Annotated in this window: 17 protein-coding genes; 13 read left to right on the top strand and 4 right to left on the bottom strand. The window is 32.0% G+C overall.

The genetic code is table 11. The features are described 5' to 3' along the window. Window positions 1–40: 40 nt before the first annotated feature. Window positions 41–988, bottom strand: a complete 948-nt coding sequence (locus ACHAJD_RS01490) for an NAD-dependent epimerase/dehydratase family protein (protein ID WP_435584079.1) — start codon at window positions 986–988, stop codon at window positions 41–43. A gap of 217 nt (window positions 989–1,205) precedes the next feature. Between ACHAJD_RS01490 and gnd the strand changes: the two genes are divergently transcribed. From gnd to ACHAJD_RS01505, 3 genes are all read left to right on the top strand, one after another. Continuing rightward, window positions 1,206–2,663, top strand: coding sequence for a decarboxylating NADP(+)-dependent phosphogluconate dehydrogenase (gene gnd / locus ACHAJD_RS01495; protein ID WP_435584080.1), 1,458 nt, complete (start codon window positions 1,206–1,208; stop codon window positions 2,661–2,663). An 87-nt stretch (window positions 2,664–2,750) separates the two neighbouring features. Continuing rightward, window positions 2,751–3,422 (top strand): methyltransferase, encoded by a 672-nt coding sequence (locus ACHAJD_RS01500; RefSeq protein ID WP_435584081.1) that lies wholly within the window; start codon window positions 2,751–2,753, stop codon window positions 3,420–3,422. Between the two features lie 14 nt (window positions 3,423–3,436). Then, on the top strand, window positions 3,437–3,904 hold the full coding sequence (locus tag ACHAJD_RS01505) for an NUDIX domain-containing protein (RefSeq protein WP_435584082.1): 468 nt from the start codon (window positions 3,437–3,439) through the stop codon (window positions 3,902–3,904). Window positions 3,905–3,923: 19 nt separating this feature from the next. Here the strand turns inward: ACHAJD_RS01505 and ACHAJD_RS01510 are convergent, their stop codons facing one another. Continuing rightward, the gene (locus ACHAJD_RS01510) at window positions 3,924–4,595 is read right to left on the bottom strand and encodes a ferric reductase-like transmembrane domain-containing protein (RefSeq protein WP_435584083.1); all 672 of its coding nucleotides are present in this window, start codon (window positions 4,593–4,595) and stop codon (window positions 3,924–3,926) included. Between the two features lie 15 nt (window positions 4,596–4,610). Beyond that, entirely contained in the window at window positions 4,611–4,964 is a 354-nt protein-coding gene (locus ACHAJD_RS01515; RefSeq protein WP_435584084.1) for a cytochrome b5 domain-containing protein, read from the bottom strand. Between the two features lie 138 nt (window positions 4,965–5,102). Between ACHAJD_RS01515 and ACHAJD_RS01520 the strand changes: the two genes are divergently transcribed. Together ACHAJD_RS01520 and ACHAJD_RS01525 are read left to right on the top strand one after the other, a co-directional pair. Continuing rightward, window positions 5,103–5,840, top strand: coding sequence for an SDR family NAD(P)-dependent oxidoreductase (locus ACHAJD_RS01520; protein WP_435584085.1), 738 nt, complete (start codon window positions 5,103–5,105; stop codon window positions 5,838–5,840). Further along, entirely contained in the window at window positions 5,841–6,323 is a 483-nt protein-coding gene (locus tag ACHAJD_RS01525) for a GNAT family N-acetyltransferase (protein WP_435584086.1), read from the top strand. It abuts the gene before it with no gap. Window positions 6,324–6,374: 51 nt separating this feature from the next. On the opposite strand, the gene ACHAJD_RS01530 is transcribed toward ACHAJD_RS01525, so the two are convergent. Further along, window positions 6,375–7,463, bottom strand: a complete 1,089-nt coding sequence (locus ACHAJD_RS01530) for a GMP reductase (protein WP_435584087.1) — start codon at window positions 7,461–7,463, stop codon at window positions 6,375–6,377. Window positions 7,464–7,625: 162 nt separating this feature from the next. Between ACHAJD_RS01530 and ACHAJD_RS01535 the strand changes: the two genes are divergently transcribed. The 8 genes from ACHAJD_RS01535 to ACHAJD_RS01570 all read left to right on the top strand — a co-directional run bounded on the left by ACHAJD_RS01535 (window position 7,626) and on the right by ACHAJD_RS01570 (window position 16,118). Further along, window positions 7,626–9,611, top strand: coding sequence for an alpha/beta hydrolase family protein (locus tag ACHAJD_RS01535; RefSeq protein WP_435584088.1), 1,986 nt, complete (start codon window positions 7,626–7,628; stop codon window positions 9,609–9,611). Between the two features lie 103 nt (window positions 9,612–9,714). Next, window positions 9,715–10,905, top strand: a complete 1,191-nt coding sequence (locus ACHAJD_RS01540; protein WP_435584089.1) for a family 16 glycosylhydrolase — start codon at window positions 9,715–9,717, stop codon at window positions 10,903–10,905. A 116-nt stretch (window positions 10,906–11,021) separates the two neighbouring features. Next, complete coding sequence (locus ACHAJD_RS01545; protein WP_435584090.1) at window positions 11,022–11,789, top strand: class I SAM-dependent methyltransferase; 768 nt, start codon at window positions 11,022–11,024, stop codon at window positions 11,787–11,789. A gap of 143 nt (window positions 11,790–11,932) precedes the next feature. Further along, window positions 11,933–12,865: a GGDEF domain-containing protein gene (locus ACHAJD_RS01550; protein WP_435584091.1), complete on the top strand. Its 933-nt coding sequence runs from the start codon at window positions 11,933–11,935 to the stop codon at window positions 12,863–12,865. 91 nt (window positions 12,866–12,956) lie between these two features. Continuing rightward, window positions 12,957–13,889 (top strand): aldo/keto reductase, encoded by a 933-nt coding sequence (locus ACHAJD_RS01555; protein WP_435584092.1) that lies wholly within the window; start codon window positions 12,957–12,959, stop codon window positions 13,887–13,889. Window positions 13,890–13,925: 36 nt separating this feature from the next. Then, window positions 13,926–14,702, top strand: a complete 777-nt coding sequence (locus ACHAJD_RS01560) for a carbon-nitrogen hydrolase family protein (protein ID WP_435584093.1) — start codon at window positions 13,926–13,928, stop codon at window positions 14,700–14,702. Between the two features lie 14 nt (window positions 14,703–14,716). Then, a complete protein-coding gene (locus ACHAJD_RS01565) occupies window positions 14,717–15,259 on the top strand; it encodes a GNAT family N-acetyltransferase (RefSeq protein ID WP_435584094.1) in 543 nt (180 codons plus the stop codon). Window positions 15,260–15,263: 4 nt separating this feature from the next. After that, window positions 15,264–16,118 (top strand): GrpB family protein, encoded by an 855-nt coding sequence (locus tag ACHAJD_RS01570; RefSeq protein WP_435584095.1) that lies wholly within the window; start codon window positions 15,264–15,266, stop codon window positions 16,116–16,118. The last annotated feature ends 27 nt before the right edge of the window (window positions 16,119–16,145 follow it).

Genomic DNA, 16,145 nt, shown 5'->3' on the forward strand with positions numbered 1-16,145 from the left:
TATATTTATTTTAACACTTAACAGGCTATATATTAAGTGTTTACTGATTATTAAGTTCATTAATCTTTTCTCTCATTAAGCGCATTTTTTCTGGTAACTTGATTGTATCTTTAACGGTCAAATAGTCTAAGAATGCTTTCTTTAAGCCATCTTCCATCGGTGTTTCATTAGGTGAAAATTGCTTAATTTTTTCAACAGATAATACATTGTCATAGTCAAAAAATGGAAAGTAGTAGCGTAGTTCAAACCGAGTATCTTTAGGATCAACAAACACAATATTTGGAGATTTATCCATTACCTTTGCACATAACTCTACCCAGTGTTTAAAAGAGTGTGGATGTTTATTTCCAACATTATATAAGCCTACTGGAATAATATTTTCAATCAACCGTTTAATATCTTGAGCTAAATCTTTAACATAGACAAAAGAAACCAAGTTGTTTGAACTAGGAATATAAATCGGTAAATCATTATCTAATAGGTAAAAAATTAATCGTTCTCTTAAAATGTAGTTATCTTCACCATAAACAAGTGGCGGTCTTAAAATAATGAGTTTATCATTATCTATCGTATTTAATAAGTAAGCTTCTGCTTCAAGTTTATTTTTTGCATAATCTTTAAATGGAGAATCACCCCCTGTTAAGTCGCCTTCTTTAAAAGGCGGTGTGAGCACTTGAATGTTATAAGCAGCACTTGTGCTAATGTAAATGAATTTTTCAAGTTGACATAAATCAAGTGCATTAAGTAAAAGTGCAGATTGGTGTTTAGTAAAACCAGATATATCAATGACATAATTAAACATGTAAGGGGATAAGACCTCTTTTAATAACCCTTCATCGTTTCTATCACACACAAGTTCATGGACTAAGGAATCATTAAAAGGTTTATTACCACGGTTAAGTACTGTGACTTCATAATCCTTTTTTAAGCTATTTACAATATGTTTACCAATAAAGTATGACCCACCCATAACAAGGACTTTTTTCATTAAATCACCTTCTAAATTTTATAGTCTTATATAATTCAATTATAGTGAATCGTTTATTATTTTCCAGTTAATATACAATTAAAGTCTAAATTCCAGCCATATTCCCTTAAATAGTGATTAAATTGAAAGCCTAAACATACATATATATGTAAATTTATGCTAATATGATAGTAACAGATTCAATCAATTGTATTCAATAGAATTAGTGGAGGTTAATATGTTAAAAGAAAAATCAGATATTGCTTTAATTGGAATTGCCGTAATGGGTGAGAATTTAGCATTAAATATGGAGAGCAAGGGATTTCAAGTTACGGTTTCATCACGTAAACAAGAAGTCGTTGATCAATTTCTATCCACACGTGCTAAGGGGAAAAATATCAGAGGAACAACTGATTTAAAAACCTTAGTTAATGATGTCAGTAAACCTCGTAAAATTATGTTGATGATTAAAGCAGGTGACCCTGTTGATCAAGTAATTGAGCAACTCATCCCGTTATTAGATAAAGGTGATGTGATTATTGATGGTGGGAATTCTAATTATCAAGATACAACACGTCGCCAAAAATATTTAGAGGAAAAAGGTCTTCTTTTTGTCGGAACTGGCGTTTCAGGTGGAGAAGAAGGTGCATTAATTGGCCCTTCAATTATGCCAGGTGGTAGTCCTGAGGCATGGCCATTAATCAAAGTGATTTTCCAATCGATTGCAGCTAAAGTCGAAAACGGTGAAGTATGTTGTGATTGGGTTGGTAAAGAAGGGGCTGGTCATTACGTAAAAATGGTTCATAACGGAATCGAATATGGAGATATGCAGTTAATTAGCGAAAGCTATCATGTGCTTAAAACATTACTTGATATGAACGCAGATGAACTCGGTGATATTTATGAGGCATGGAATAAAACTGAACTAGATAGTTATTTAATTGAAATTACCGCAGATATTTTAAAATTTAAAGATGAATCAGGCGAAGTTGTTGTTGATAAAATATTAGATGCTGCAGGACAAAAAGGAACTGGGAAATGGACTGTGAACTCATCACTAGATTTAGGGGTCCCATTGACCTTGATTGCTGAATCTGTTTATGCTAGAATCATCTCTTCTTTAAAGGAAGAACGTGTTCAAGCAAGTAAGTTATTTAAAGCAACTAACGTGACACTTGAAAAAGATAAAAAGACCTTTATAGAAGATGTTAGAAAAGCCCTATATGCAGCTAAAATACTTTCTTATACACAAGGATTTGTGTTAATGCAAGAAGCGTCAAAAGAATATAATTGGAACTTGAATTATGGGAACATTGCTTTAATGTGGCGCGGAGGATGTATTATCAGATCTAGATTTTTAAGTGACATAAAAGCTGCGTTTGAAGCAAATGCTAACCTTAAAAATTTATTGCTTGATCCACACTTTACAAAAACCATGGAAGCGTGTGTTCAAAGTTTAAGAAATGTCGTAGCTAAAGCAGTGTTAAACGGTGTTCCAACCCCAGGAATGAGTGCAGCGATAAATTATTTTGATTCTTATAAAGCGAACCGATTACCAGCGAATTTATTACAAGCGCAACGTGATTATTTTGGTGCGCATACATATGAACGCACCGATAAAGCAAGAGGTGAGTTCTTCCATACAAACTGGACAGGTCGTGGGGGAAAAACCGCTTCAACAACTTATAACGTATAACTAATAAAAAAGCTTTATAGATGTTCTATAAGGCTTTTATCTTTTTAACTTTATATAAGTTATATTAAATAATGAGGATGTGATTATATGAAATGTTTTTTTAATAAACAACATTATCATGTGTTATTTCTCTTAGGAGTTCTTCCAGTTTTATGGATGTATTCTAGACATTTAACGGGAGTACTTCCCATAGTAAATCTTCCAATATTATGGGGGTTTTGGGCATCAATTATTTTTGTGATTTTACATCAAATGAAAGTTTGGTTTGTGTTTAGAAGTGAACTCTGCTTTGGGTTTGTAAGTAAACTTTTTAAAGATAAAGCTTTATTTTTATGGGCAATTATTTTTTTAATATTTCTTTTCCTTAGACCAGTACTATTAATTATTGTTGCAATTGCTTCAAAAAACACATTGCCAGGGCCAACCTATATTTACCAAATAATTGCCTTGATTAGCGTTTTCCCTGCAATTTATACTTTATACTCAGTCTTTAGATATTTTGGTATTTACCGCGCAATTGGTGGCGATCATTTTGATGTTAAATACCGAAAGATGCCTTTAGTTAAAGAAGGCGCATTTAAGTATTCAAGTAATGCCATGTATACATTTGCATTTTTAATCTTGTGGTCGATTGCTTTACTTAATCAATCAGTCCCTGCATTAGTTTTAGCAGCCTTCCAACACAGTTATATATGGATACACTACTTCACAGTAGAAAAGCCTGATATGGAAAAATTATATCCTAAAAATATTAATTAAAAGTGAGGAAGCTCATGATTGAGATTTATCAAGATGGCTACATTGAAAAAGATGAGCCATTTAAAGCTGCAGTAAGGGCCATTATTATTGAAGAAGGTAATCTGTTTTTAATGCATTTAAAATCATCTAATATATATGTATTACCAGGTGGTAGTGTAGAAGAGGGTGAAACCTTACTACAAGCATTAAAGCGAGAAGTATTAGAAGAGACCGGCTATGAAACTTTAAGTATTGAAAAAACAGTTGTTATTCGTGAATATTACATAGATATGAAACGGGAACATACGATTTATAAAGTGAAGGTTTCAAAAAAAATTCAAGAAGTTAAGTTAACTGAAGAAGAAAAAGATTTAGGCCTTAGATTAATTAAGATTCCATTGATGGAAGCTTTACAACTTTTAACGCATATTGAAAGTAAAAAAACACTATTTGAATGTATTCAGTTAAGAGAGTATCTTGCGCTTATTCACAGTATTAAATAAAAATAGTCTTTAGGCTAGCCTAAAGACTGTTTCTTTGAAATGATTTTGATTGATATTTGTCATAAGCACGTTTAATTTTAAGACTTACATAAATAACAAATAGAGCGATATAAGGTAATCCAGTCGGTTTTACATCAATAAAATAAAAATTATTTCTTATAATAATGTTAAATGATAAGTGAAAGTAAATCATAAAATAGACTATATAAGCTAAGTAATGAACTTTATACCATGTACTTGGATGCATTTTTTTACGTACCCTTGGCAATGAAGTCAAAACCAATGGAATCATCAAAATAAATGCAATCAGTCCTGTAAAATTATAACCACTTAATGCTAAGTTCATTCTAAATATCGCATGGGGTAACAACGCAATAAAGCCTAAAATAGCTAATTCTCTGCGTATACGCATAAACAATATTTTAAGTTTAGATTTATGCTTAAATATTCCCGGACCCATAAGCAAAGTAAATAAAGCAAAACTAAGATGACCAGAATAAAATAAATCATATATAAAAGGCCATGATCTAACATTAAATCCTAGCATGATTAAACTAATCAAAAATAAACTTATAATTAAAGTTATAAGATAAAAACTAAACTCATGTTTGTGAATCATAGGGCCAAACTTGATGAATACGAGTGCTATTGGAAGTATTAAAAGCAGTCCAAAATATTCAAATAAAATCACTTTATCCACATCCTTTTATTCATCTTCATCAACTAAAATACCAATTCTTGGAATATTATTTAAAACAGATTTTCCATGAGGAGATTGTAAAATAGATTCAGATAAATCTTGACCAGCTTGAGACCCACTATAATGGGTACCTCCTTGCCAATGAGGCGAGTTTGATACATCATAAACATACCCATCTACTGCAATATAAGAAGGTCGACCATCAATGCCATCATTTTCAGCTAAAGTTGTTAAGGTGAAAACAATTAAGTCATCATCATTGTTGTTATTGCTTTGATCAGTTTCATTAGTACCACCAGCACAAGCAGAAAGGATAAAAACGAATAACAATATTGAGGTAAGGATAATTCTTTTTAACATATAAACGCCTCCTTAGTATCATCATTATAAATCAGTCTTTCTAAAAATAGTGAAATAGTGCTTTTTAAAATTTTAAAGAAAAAAAAGAGGCGGTTTACTTAATAATGTTATAATTTAAATGTCTTTAGGAGGGAAAACATGAAAAAAATAAATCAAAAAGTTGCAATTATTACAGGCGCTTCACAAGGTATAGGGGCTGCTTGCGCAAAGTTATTTATTGAAGAAGGCGCAAAAGTGGTGCTTTCTGATATAAACGAAGAAAAAGGGTTGTTACTTGCAAAAACATTAGGAGAAAATGCTTTATTTATAAAACATGATGTTTCAAAAAGAGAAGACTGGGAAGCTGTTTTACTTAAAACAAATCAAGTATTTGGTCAAGTGGATATCTTAGTAAATAATGCAGGTATTGTTATTCAAAAACCATTTGAACAGGCTACTGATGAAGATTTTCATAAAACTTATATGGTCAATCAATTTGGTGTTTATCTTGGAATGAATGTGTGCTACCCGTCAATGAAACTAGCAGGTGGGGGTTCAATCATTAATGTCTCATCAACATCAGGGTTCAGAGGAAAAGCTGGATTAATGGCGTATAATGCATCTAAGTTTGCAGTACGTGGGATGACTAAAAGTGCTGCTTTAGAATTTGCAAAAGATAATATTCGTGTTAATTCTGTTCATCCCGGGTTTATCAATACCCCAATGACAATGGATAATATAAGTGAAGAATATAAACAAAAAGCGATTAATGATACACCATTAAAACGTGGTGGTGAAGCATTAGAAGTGGCTAAAATGATTTTGTTTTTAGCTTGTGACGATTCAAGTTTTTCAACAGGTAGTGAATTTATAACCGATGGTGGAAGACTCGCTTAAATGGAAAACTTTTTAGATTTAGTAGTTATTAGACAAGGTACAATTGCAGAAATGAAACAGTTGTGGATTAGACCAAATACTACAGAATTTTTCGAGAAAAACTTATGCACTAATAACGCTTTATTTTGGACAGTGAGTTTAGGCAAGGATTTAATCGCAGAATTATATGTTTTTAAAAAGTTAGATGATTTGGACTTTGCAAATGGAACAGATACCGTTTATTTATGTGCTTTTAGAGTTAATAAAATTTTTAGAGGAAAAGGCTTAGGACAAAAATTAATGCATCATGTGTTTGAGGATTTAAAAAATAACGGTTATAAACAGGTCACAATTGGTGTAGAACCAAATGAAAAATTAACCATCACATTATATGAAAAACTAGGGTTTAAGCAGTTTGTAAAAGTTGTTAATTACGATCCTTGTGATGTAGATCAATTGTTTGAACCTGTTCAATGCGAAGCCTATTATTTACTAAAAAAATAGCTATAATAATAAAAAACACCGACAATTCACAATCGAATTGTCGGTGTTTTATTAATGTTTTGTATTTACAAAGACATCATTAAACTGTCTATGGACTTTTATAAATGTGGTACATTTTGATAGATGTTTTAAATGGGATGCACCAACATATGTACAAGTAGATCGTAGTCCTCCTAATATATCTAATACAGAGGCCTCAACATCTCCGCGGTATGGAATTTTAACCGTGCGACCTTCTGAACTTCTATAATCAGCAATTTCTCCGTGATGTTTAATCATTGCAGTTGTTGAACTCATGCCATAAAATTGCACATATTTTTTCTCAATATAAATGGGTTCAAAAGAGTCTTTTGTTCTTTGTAATGAATTGTGATGTTCTGTGATGATGTTTCCGCCACCTTGATCGTGTCCAGCAAGCATCCCACCTAACATGACAAAATCTGCACCAGCTCCGAAAGCTTTAGCAACATCACCAGGACTTGTACAGCCACCATCACTTATAATGTGTGCACCTAGTCCATGGGCTGCATCTGCGCATTCAATAATTGCAGATAGTTGTGGATACCCAACCCCTGTTTGAATACGTGTTGTACAAACACTACCAGGACCAATCCCTACTTTAACAATATCTGCTCCACGTAAAATAAGTTCTTGTGTCATATCTGCTGTAACAACGTTTCCTGCAATAATGATATGCTTCGGATACGATTTACGTACCTTTTCAACATAATCACCAAAATGTTCAGAATAGCCATTCGCGACATCAATACAAATAAACTTAATATTAGGATTATCAGAGATAATTTGCTTTAAATTTTCAAAATCAGCACTGCTTGTGCCAGTGCTTACTGCCATATGATTTGGGTCAAGTTTATGCATATGTTCATGAATAACTTTAGCATTATAAGATTTAACTAAACAAGTAAACATAAGATGTTCTTGTAGTGCAAGAGCCATATCGATTGTGCCTACACCATCCATATTTGCAGCCATTATTGGAATACCTTTCCAATTTTGTTTGCTGTGTTTAAATGTGTATTCTCTAGTTAAGTCAACTTGTTTTCTGCTAGATAATGTTGATCTTTTTGGTCTTATCAGTACATCACTAAAATCTAACTTATCATCAAATTCTATTCGCATATTAGCACCTCTTCATTTTAAAATACGTCCTTATTATAAACGAAATTGTAAAAATTAAAACAATTAAAATTGATTTTTTTAAAGAGCAGTTAGACACTTATAAATATGTTATAATTTTTATGGACAATCATAATAAAGTTAATCCCTTGAAAGGTGGATTCTATGGAAAAAATTACATTAGATAATCTATTGTCATTTAAGTTTTTAGGAAAGTTAACCGCTTCATTTGATCAAAAGATGGTTGCGTTTGTGGTGTCAAAACCGATGCTTGAGAAAAACGAGTACCATCACACTTTATATTTAGGTAATAGTGATTCTATAACAAAATTGCGACAACTTAAGAAAAACAATGATTTTAAATTTTTAACCAATGAAAAATTATTGATTGCATTACAAAAAAATAAAAAAGAAGAAAAAGCATTAAAAGAATCATTTAACCAAAGCTTTTACCTTTATGATTTTAATACTAAAGATTTATCACTTGACTTTACCTTACCATTTGTAGGGACACTAGAAGCAGTACTTAATGAGCACACACTACTCATTTCAGCTTCACTTAAAGTAAGTGACCACATTTTGTATGAAGGCACACTAGATCAAAGAAAAGCTTATTTAAAGGATAAGAAAAAAAGTGCTTTGTATGAAGATATCGATCAATTACCTTATCAGTTTAATGCACAAGGTTTTACCACTGACATAAGAAAACAGTTATTTCTTTATGATAGAAACACGCATACGGTAAAACGACTATTTGATAAAGATTTTTCTTTTGAAAATTACGCATTATCTAAAGATAAAAAAACATTATATTATACTGGAAAACTAAAAGAAAAAGTCTCAACATTCACTTCTAAACTTTATGCTTATCATATTTTAGAAGATACGCATGAAACCCTTTATGATCAATTAGATTATAATTTTAGTAAAATTATTATTATGGATGAAAAAATTGTTGTTGCTGCAAGAACAATGAAAAACTATGGATTAAATGAAAATCCAGATTTTTACCTCTTAAAAGATAATCAACTTAGGTTACTTGCCAAACATGGTGAAGCATTTGGAAACTCAATGGGCTCAGATGTAAGACTTTTAGGAAGTGAACAATCATTTGTTAAAGATAATGACTTTTATTTTGTAACGACTATTGATGATCACACAGAACTAAAAAAATTAAGTCTAGATGGCAATCTTGAAACAGCCTTTGTCATGAATGGTTCTATCGATGGATTAGCGCTTTTAAAAGATTCTGTTTTTATGATAGGGTTGAAAGAACAAGCATTACAAGAAGCCTACCAGCTTGACTTAAAGCATAAAAAATTAACACGATTGTCACGTTTTAACCAAACAATACTTAATAATAAGTATGTAGCCAAACCAAAAACGGTTACGGTTAATTTTAATTCCCATGATGTAAAAGGATTTGTTCTAAAACCTATTAATTATGATGCCTCAAAAAAATATCCTGCCATTTTTAATATTCACGGGGGACCTAAAACTATTTATGGTCAAGTGTTCTACCATGAAATGCAGTACTGGGCAAGTGAAGGGTATTTTGTGTTTTTCGCAAACCCTAGAGGTTCAGATGGTAAAGGGAATGAGTTCGCAGATATTAGAGGCAAGTATGGAACCATAGATTATGAAGATTTAATGGCATTTAAACACAAAGTGTTAAAGCAATATTTTTCTATAGATGAAAACCAAGTGTTTGTAACGGGTGGTTCTTATGGTGGTTTTATGACAAACTGGATTGTTGGTCATACACATGAGTTTAAAGCAGCGGTTACTCAGCGTTGTATTTCAAATTGGCTCTCATTTTATGGGACTAGTGATATTGGGTATTTCTTTGCGGCTGATCAAACTGATGGTCATCCATTAAAAGATATGGATAAATTATATGAACAATCACCAATTAAGTATGCACAAAACATGAAAACACCGCTATTATTTATTCATTCAGATAAAGATCATCGTTGTCCAATTGAGCAAGCACAACAACTTTATGCTATTTTAAAAACACAAAGTGTTGATACTAAACTAATTTGGATTAAAGATGAAAATCACGATTTATCAAGAAATGGTAAACCACAAGCCCGTGTTAAAAGGCTAACTGAAATTACAGAATGGTTCAATAAATATCGAAAAAATTAATTAACGAAAACGTTTTTGTAAAAAGTCATTCTTTATGTTAAAATGCTAAAGTGTAAATCAACCGAAAGGATGATTCATTCCATAAGGATGAGTTTGTGATATTATGAAAAAAATACTTTTACTACTTATAATAGGCACTATAGGCCTACTAAATGCTTGTGATTTTACAGCACCAATCGATGAAAATAATACCGTCCCACAGATATTAGGAGTCAGTGATGTAACCATTTTATATGGCAGTTATTTTGATCCATTTGAAGGCATTACTGCAGTTGATGACATCGATGGTGACATCATATATTTAATTACGGTACACGGTCTTGAAAGCTTAGAACTAAATGAAGGCATTGTCACAAGTCCAGGCACATATACCCTCAATTATCGGGTGATGAATTCACTTGGGCGTAGTGCGCTTGCTGCACGCGTTGTAACGGTATTACATCCCGGTACAGATATTGATCCAGATCCAAATGATGATTTAACCCCACCAGATTTAGAAAATTGTGGGAACCCAGTAATTGGTGACTATATTATTACTTGGTGTGATGAATTTGATGGTAGTGGAACTAACCTAAATGCTCATGGTGTTGATTTAGATAAATGGGCTTTCCAAACAGGGACTGGAACTCAGTATGGTCTAACTGGATGGGGAAATAATGAAGCACAATATTACCTTGAAAGTAATGCCCGAGTAGAAGAGGGGCGTTTAATCATTGAAGCCAAAAGAGAAAATCACGGCAATATGAACTATACCTCTGCAAGATTATGGACTAAACCAACATTTTATCAACTTTATGGACGTTTTGAAGCGAAAATTAAACTCCCAGTTGGTGAAGGGTTATGGCCAGCATTTTGGATGATGCCACAATTTGATGTGTATGGTGGATGGGCCGCTAGTGGTGAGATAGATATTATGGAAGCACGTGGACGTTTCCCAGACCGTTCTATTGCAGCCCTTCATTTTGGTGGGGCTTGGCCTCATAATACGCATACCCATCAAGTATACTATTTCCCAACAGGAAGAACGATTGCAGACTTCAATGTCTATGCAGTTGAATGGGAAGAAGGTATCATTCGTTGGTATGTCAATGACGTACTCATTAAAACCGCAACCAATTGGCACACAGATGGACATACTTTCCCAGCGCCATTTGATCAAGAATTTTATCTATTATTAAATTTAGCTATTGGAGGAAGTTTTGATGGTGGGATGTTACCACCAGATAGTTTGTTTGATGAACCTGTATTAATGGAAATTGAATATGTTAGGGTTTATCAAAAAAATCAAGATTAGCAAAAACGTTGCCTAGGCAACGTTTTTTTATGGTCTTTAAACAAACTAAGTATTGTATATAGAATTTGGATACTATAAAATAATACTTGGGATAAGGCACAAATAAGGGGATATATATGAAAATGCTCGCACATTTATTTAACCAAGATGCCAAAGCTTATCATGAGGCAAGACCAAGTTATCCAGATGAAGTTATTGAATGGGTAGTAACGGTTACCGAAGTTAAAAACGAAGATACAATCATTGAAGTTGGTGCTGGTACTGGAAAAGCGACCAAAAAATTTTTAGAACGTGGGTTAAAAATTCACGCCATTGAACCAGGTAGTGAAATGGCTAAACACTTACTACTTTTTTGTAAAGGGAATATTAGTGTTGATGTAACAACATTTGAGGATTGGTCTAGTGATGACTTATTTCAAAGCGCTATGGTTTTATCAGCCACAGCGTTTCACTGGGTAGATCCTGCTATTCGTTATAAAAAAGCCCATCTTTGTTTAAAGGGTGATGGTCATTTAGTGCTGCTTTGGAACATGGCTCTACCAACATCCATTAAAGAAGAAAAAGAAGCCTTTGAGTATTTGTTTAGTTTTCATAATAAAAAAAGTAATGGTGAGTATAGTGTTGAAGAAGTTTTCTTAGATAGGTACAATGAGATATTAGCCTCTAATTTATTTGAAATTGTTGATACCATTCAATATGAATGGTCAGTTAAAAATACACAAGAATCTTTAATTAAAGGCTTTTTATCACAGTCATCATACTTATCTTTAAGCAAAACAGATCAATTAAATGTAAAAAATAAAATCACTAGTCTTTATCATCAGATAGAAGAACCTATCTTAACACCATTTTTGACTATGGGGTTTATAGCTAAAAAGAAATAACTTAGAAACTCGATATTTTTTAAAATATATTCTATAAAAACATTGGATATCAAATTGTACTTTTATTTACTTTGTAATTTGTTATAATTTAGATTGGAATTTAGTACAGTATAAGTAAATTATTAATATAGAAGTTGTGCGCAATGAATACTAATCATTTTAATCTAATGAAAGAAAAACTGCTTAAAGAATACAATTTAGATCTAATTTCTGATGTGGTTTTGAGTCCTAAAAATCAAATCATTTTATTTTCAGATGTTAAGGATAGAAAAAACATTAAACTAGAATTAATTTCAGGATCTTTAGAAATTATTGGACTAGACGCTGCTTCTGAACTGTGTTTAAATGATTTATTAGCTACATTTGACTACAATAATTCATATGCACTAGTGTCTGGCGAAATTGAATATTTTAAAGCAGTCAAAGATGAAATTTTGGAGTTTGATAGTGAACCTAATGTAACTTTTCCCATCATAACTAAAAAGGGTAAACATTGGATACGCTTCACTGTCATCCCATTAGTAAATCACCCTAATTTAATTACGGTGTTTATTACAGACGTTTCTAAATACTTAATAGAGGATGAAAGTTTATTTCATAAAACCCATCATGATTCTTTAACCAATCTTTTTAATAAGTATACACTCGATTATCATTATGGTGAGCGGTATCAATTTGATAACTTCCATGTATTGTTCTTAGATTTAGATAATTTTAAGGAAGTAAATGATGTTATGGGTCACCAAATAGGGGATAGATATTTGAAAGATTTTTCAGATATTTTAAAACAATACGAATCAAACTATAGTCGTTTTTACCGTATAGGTGGCGATGAGTTTGTGGGCCTTTTTTTTCAAGAAACAAAGAATATATTATCTATCACAAATGAGATTTTAGTTAAAACAAATGAATTATCCATTAAATATAAAACAACCAAACTATCAGTGTCAATCGGGGTTGTGAAAGCTGATTCGCGTGATGATGTGATTAGAAAAGCGGATAAACTTTTATATAAAGCAAAAGAACTCGGTAAAAATCAGTTTGTGTTTGAAGAAGAGAAGAATATTAAATCCTAAACAAAGCCTAATAGCTTTGTTTTTTTATGGGAAAGAATACTTAATACATGATACAATAAATATGAAAACACGATAGATTTGAGGAGATATTATGAAGAAAAAACCTTATATGAAAAACGGTAAACTAGTTAGTACACTAGGATTTGGTGCCTGGCCTTTAGGTAACACAGCACATGGTAAAACCATGTCGATTAGTGAAGGCGTCAGTTTGGTTAAAAAAGCACTTGATTTTGGTATTAATTTCTTTGATACTGCCCCAAACTATGCCCTAGGTAGAAGTGAAATTATTTTAGGGAAAGCTTTAGTTGATTGCCGTGAAAAAGTTGTTATCAATACAAAATTCGGCCATCACGAAGATGACACGATTGACTTTGATGAAAATAAATTACATGCCTCTATTGAAGGTAGTCTAACCAGGCTTCAAACAACGTATATTGATTCAGTTATTTTACATAATCCCTCTCGCGATATACTTCAAGGAAAATCAAACCATTTTAAAAAACTAGATCACCTTAAAAAAGAAGGCATTATTAAAGGATACGGTGTAAGCATTGATACCATTGATGAGTTAGAGGATACATTAAATTATCTTAATGTAGATGTGATTGAGTTATTATTTAATGTATTTGCCCAATCCACTAGAAAGTATTTAGACGAAATAAAAAAACGTGAAATTGCACTTATTATAAAAGTCCCACTAGATTCTGGTTGGTTAAGCGGTAGTTATGCTAAAGATACAGTTTTCCAGGGCATTAAAGCCAGATGGACACCTGAAGATAAGTTACGAAGAGACTGGTTATGTAATCAGTTGAAATCGATAATTAAAAATGAGGCTATTACGCCTTATGCTTTAGGGTTTTTATGGAGTTATGATGCGATTACAACCGTGATTCCTGGTATTAGAACCATGGATCAACTACATGAGCATGTAGAAGCATCTAAGTTTGTATTCCCAAACCATTTAAAGAAAGCGTTTGAACAGTTTTATGATGATTTTATTAAAGATAATCCATTACCTTGGTAAGGGTTACTAGTGTAAATAGAAACAGGAGGTAGTTTTATGAAAGTAGGATTTTGTCAATTTGATATTAAGTATAAAGATGTAATTGCAAACTTAGAAACGATTGTCACGATGTTAAATGAAGTTGACCTAGACTTAGTCGTATTACCTGAACTCGCTTTAACAGGATATTACTTTGAGAATAAAGAACAACTCATGCAGTTATCGTCAGACACCATAAACGGAAATGTTATTGATAGATTAACACAAGTTGCAGCTTTAAAAAAAATGACAATTATTATAGGTTTAGCAGAAGTAAGTGGTAATGATCTTTATAATACAGCCTATATTATTAACAGAAACGGTGTTGTAGGTAAACATAGAAAAATGCATTTAACAAATAATGAAACGATATTTAAAGCAGGTAATCAAGTAGAAGTATTTGAAGTGGATGGGATGAAAATAGGGATTGCAATTTGTTTTGATACATGGTTTCCTGAGATTTTCAGAGTCCTTTCTAATAAAGGGGCAGATATTATTTGTTGTCCTGCTAATTTTGGTGGTCCTTGGACTTTAGATGTTGTGAAAGTACGGGCTTTAGAAAATTCTATTCCTGTTATATTATCTAACCGATTAGGCAGTGAGATAATAAAAGGAGAAAAAGACTATTTTAGAGGAGAAAGCATGGTTATTGATGGGTTTGGGAATCTACTAATCAAAGCCGGTGATCAACCTTATGTTGGAACCGTGGACATAGATTTAAAAGCCTATTCAAGAAACAAATCCCTTATTTGTGATGAAATGATCAATGAAAAAAATAAATATGACAAGCTTTAAGTAGAAGAGGTTATATGAATACACTATTAACGAAACGATTAATTTTAAGATTGTTCAAAGAAGAAGATTTAGAAGACTTTTATGATTATGCCAAAGTAGAAGGTGTTGGCGAAAAAGCAGGATGGCCACATCACAAAAGCATTGATGAAACCCGTCAAGTTTTAAAAGCATTTTTAACAAATAAAGATGTTTACGCCATAGTGTTAAAAGAAAATAACAAAGTTATTGGCTCATTAGGCTTACATGACAGGCTAAATCAAGAAGGCGTTCGTGATGTAGGTTATGTGCTAAATAAAGACTATTGGGGTAAGGGCATCATGACTGAGGCGGTTAAACGCTTAATAAGTTATGCCTTTGATGAACTTCATATGACAAAGTTAACTTGTGGACACTTTAAAGAAAATATGGCTTCTTGTAGCATTATCAAGAAAATGAATTTTAGATTAATAGAAGAAGGCTTATACTATTCAGCGGCATTAAAACAATTTTTTCATGATTTTAAGTACGAATTAACGAAAGAACACTATCTTACTAATATAAATGCTTACAAGGAGTAATGAAATGATTGGTCTAAAAAATGGTGTTGTTAAACTGGAAAGTCATAATTCAGCTTGGATCAATGAAGCCAACCATATGATTCAATTATTAAGCAATATCTTTCAAGAAAACGCCTTAGATATACAACACATAGGAAGTACTTCAATCCCTTTAATTAAAGCTAAACCCATTATTGACTTAGCACTTAAAGTTGATGATTTTTCGTCTGTTAAAAACTATATTAGTGATTTAGAAGCATTGGGATTTATTTATAATCGTCATGCTAATTTACCAAATGCGATGTATTTTAATCGGAAAATCAACAATAAGACGGTTTCAACCCATCATCTTCACGTATTTCATAATGAATCACAAGAGTGGAGAAACCATATATATTTTAGAGATTACTTAAATCAAAACGCCGAAGTAGCAAAAGCTTACGAACAGTTAAAAGAAAAACTACTAATAGCATTTGAACATAACCGTCCTATGTATACTGAGTTAAAAGCAGATTTTATTAAGCAAACAATTAGAAAGGCTCAAGTTTATAACTTTTTAGGAAAAGTAGTAAAGATAAAGATTGACCGTCCTATAGGTGCTATTCACCCAAAACATCCTGAGATTATCTATCCGATAAATTATGGGTACATTGAAAATGAAATTGCGCCCGATGAGGAAGCTCTTGATGTTTATCTACTTGGGGTAGATGAAAAAGTTAGTTCTTATGAAGGGAAAATTATAGCCATTATTCATAGAAAGAATGATATTGAAGATAAGTTAGTTATGGCTCCAATCGGAGTGACTTTTACCGCAAAAGAAATTCAGTTACAAACATATTTCCAAGAACAGTTTTATATTTCTAAGATAGAAACAAAATAAAAAGCCTTAATTTTAGGCTTTTTTAAC

This window comes from Liberiplasma polymorphum (assembly GCF_043951795.1).
Classification (GTDB): Bacteria; Bacillota_I; Bacilli_A; order Izemoplasmatales; family Izemoplasmataceae; genus Liberiplasma; species Liberiplasma polymorphum.

Bases quoted from the DNA above. Each gene is read 5' to 3' on its own strand.
- ACHAJD_RS01565 (WP_435584094.1), top strand. From the start codon at position 14,717: ATGAATACACTATTAACGAAACGATTAATTTTAAGATTGTTCAAAGAA.
- ACHAJD_RS01560 (WP_435584093.1), top strand. From the start codon at position 13,926: ATGAAAGTAGGATTTTGTCAATTTGATATTAAGTATAAAGATGTAATT.
- ACHAJD_RS01525 (WP_435584086.1), top strand. From the start codon at position 5,841: ATGGAAAACTTTTTAGATTTAGTAGTTATTAGACAAGGTACAATTGCA.
- ACHAJD_RS01500 (WP_435584081.1), top strand. From the start codon at position 2,751: ATGAAATGTTTTTTTAATAAACAACATTATCATGTGTTATTTCTCTTA.
- ACHAJD_RS01505 (WP_435584082.1), top strand. From the start codon at position 3,437: ATGATTGAGATTTATCAAGATGGCTACATTGAAAAAGATGAGCCATTT.
- ACHAJD_RS01545 (WP_435584090.1), top strand. From the start codon at position 11,022: ATGAAAATGCTCGCACATTTATTTAACCAAGATGCCAAAGCTTATCAT.
- ACHAJD_RS01570 (WP_435584095.1), top strand. From the start codon at position 15,264: ATGATTGGTCTAAAAAATGGTGTTGTTAAACTGGAAAGTCATAATTCA.
- gnd (WP_435584080.1), top strand. From the start codon at position 1,206: ATGTTAAAAGAAAAATCAGATATTGCTTTAATTGGAATTGCCGTAATG.
- ACHAJD_RS01550 (WP_435584091.1), top strand. From the start codon at position 11,933: ATGAATACTAATCATTTTAATCTAATGAAAGAAAAACTGCTTAAAGAA.
- ACHAJD_RS01530 (WP_435584087.1), bottom strand. From the start codon at position 7,463: ATGCGAATAGAATTTGATGATAAGTTAGATTTTAGTGATGTACTGATA.
- ACHAJD_RS01515 (WP_435584084.1), bottom strand. From the start codon at position 4,964: ATGTTAAAAAGAATTATCCTTACCTCAATATTGTTATTCGTTTTTATC.
- ACHAJD_RS01555 (WP_435584092.1), top strand. From the start codon at position 12,957: ATGAAGAAAAAACCTTATATGAAAAACGGTAAACTAGTTAGTACACTA.
- ACHAJD_RS01490 (WP_435584079.1), bottom strand. From the start codon at position 988: ATGAAAAAAGTCCTTGTTATGGGTGGGTCATACTTTATTGGTAAACAT.
- ACHAJD_RS01535 (WP_435584088.1), top strand. From the start codon at position 7,626: ATGGAAAAAATTACATTAGATAATCTATTGTCATTTAAGTTTTTAGGA.
- ACHAJD_RS01520 (WP_435584085.1), top strand. From the start codon at position 5,103: ATGAAAAAAATAAATCAAAAAGTTGCAATTATTACAGGCGCTTCACAA.
- ACHAJD_RS01540 (WP_435584089.1), top strand. From the start codon at position 9,715: ATGAAAAAAATACTTTTACTACTTATAATAGGCACTATAGGCCTACTA.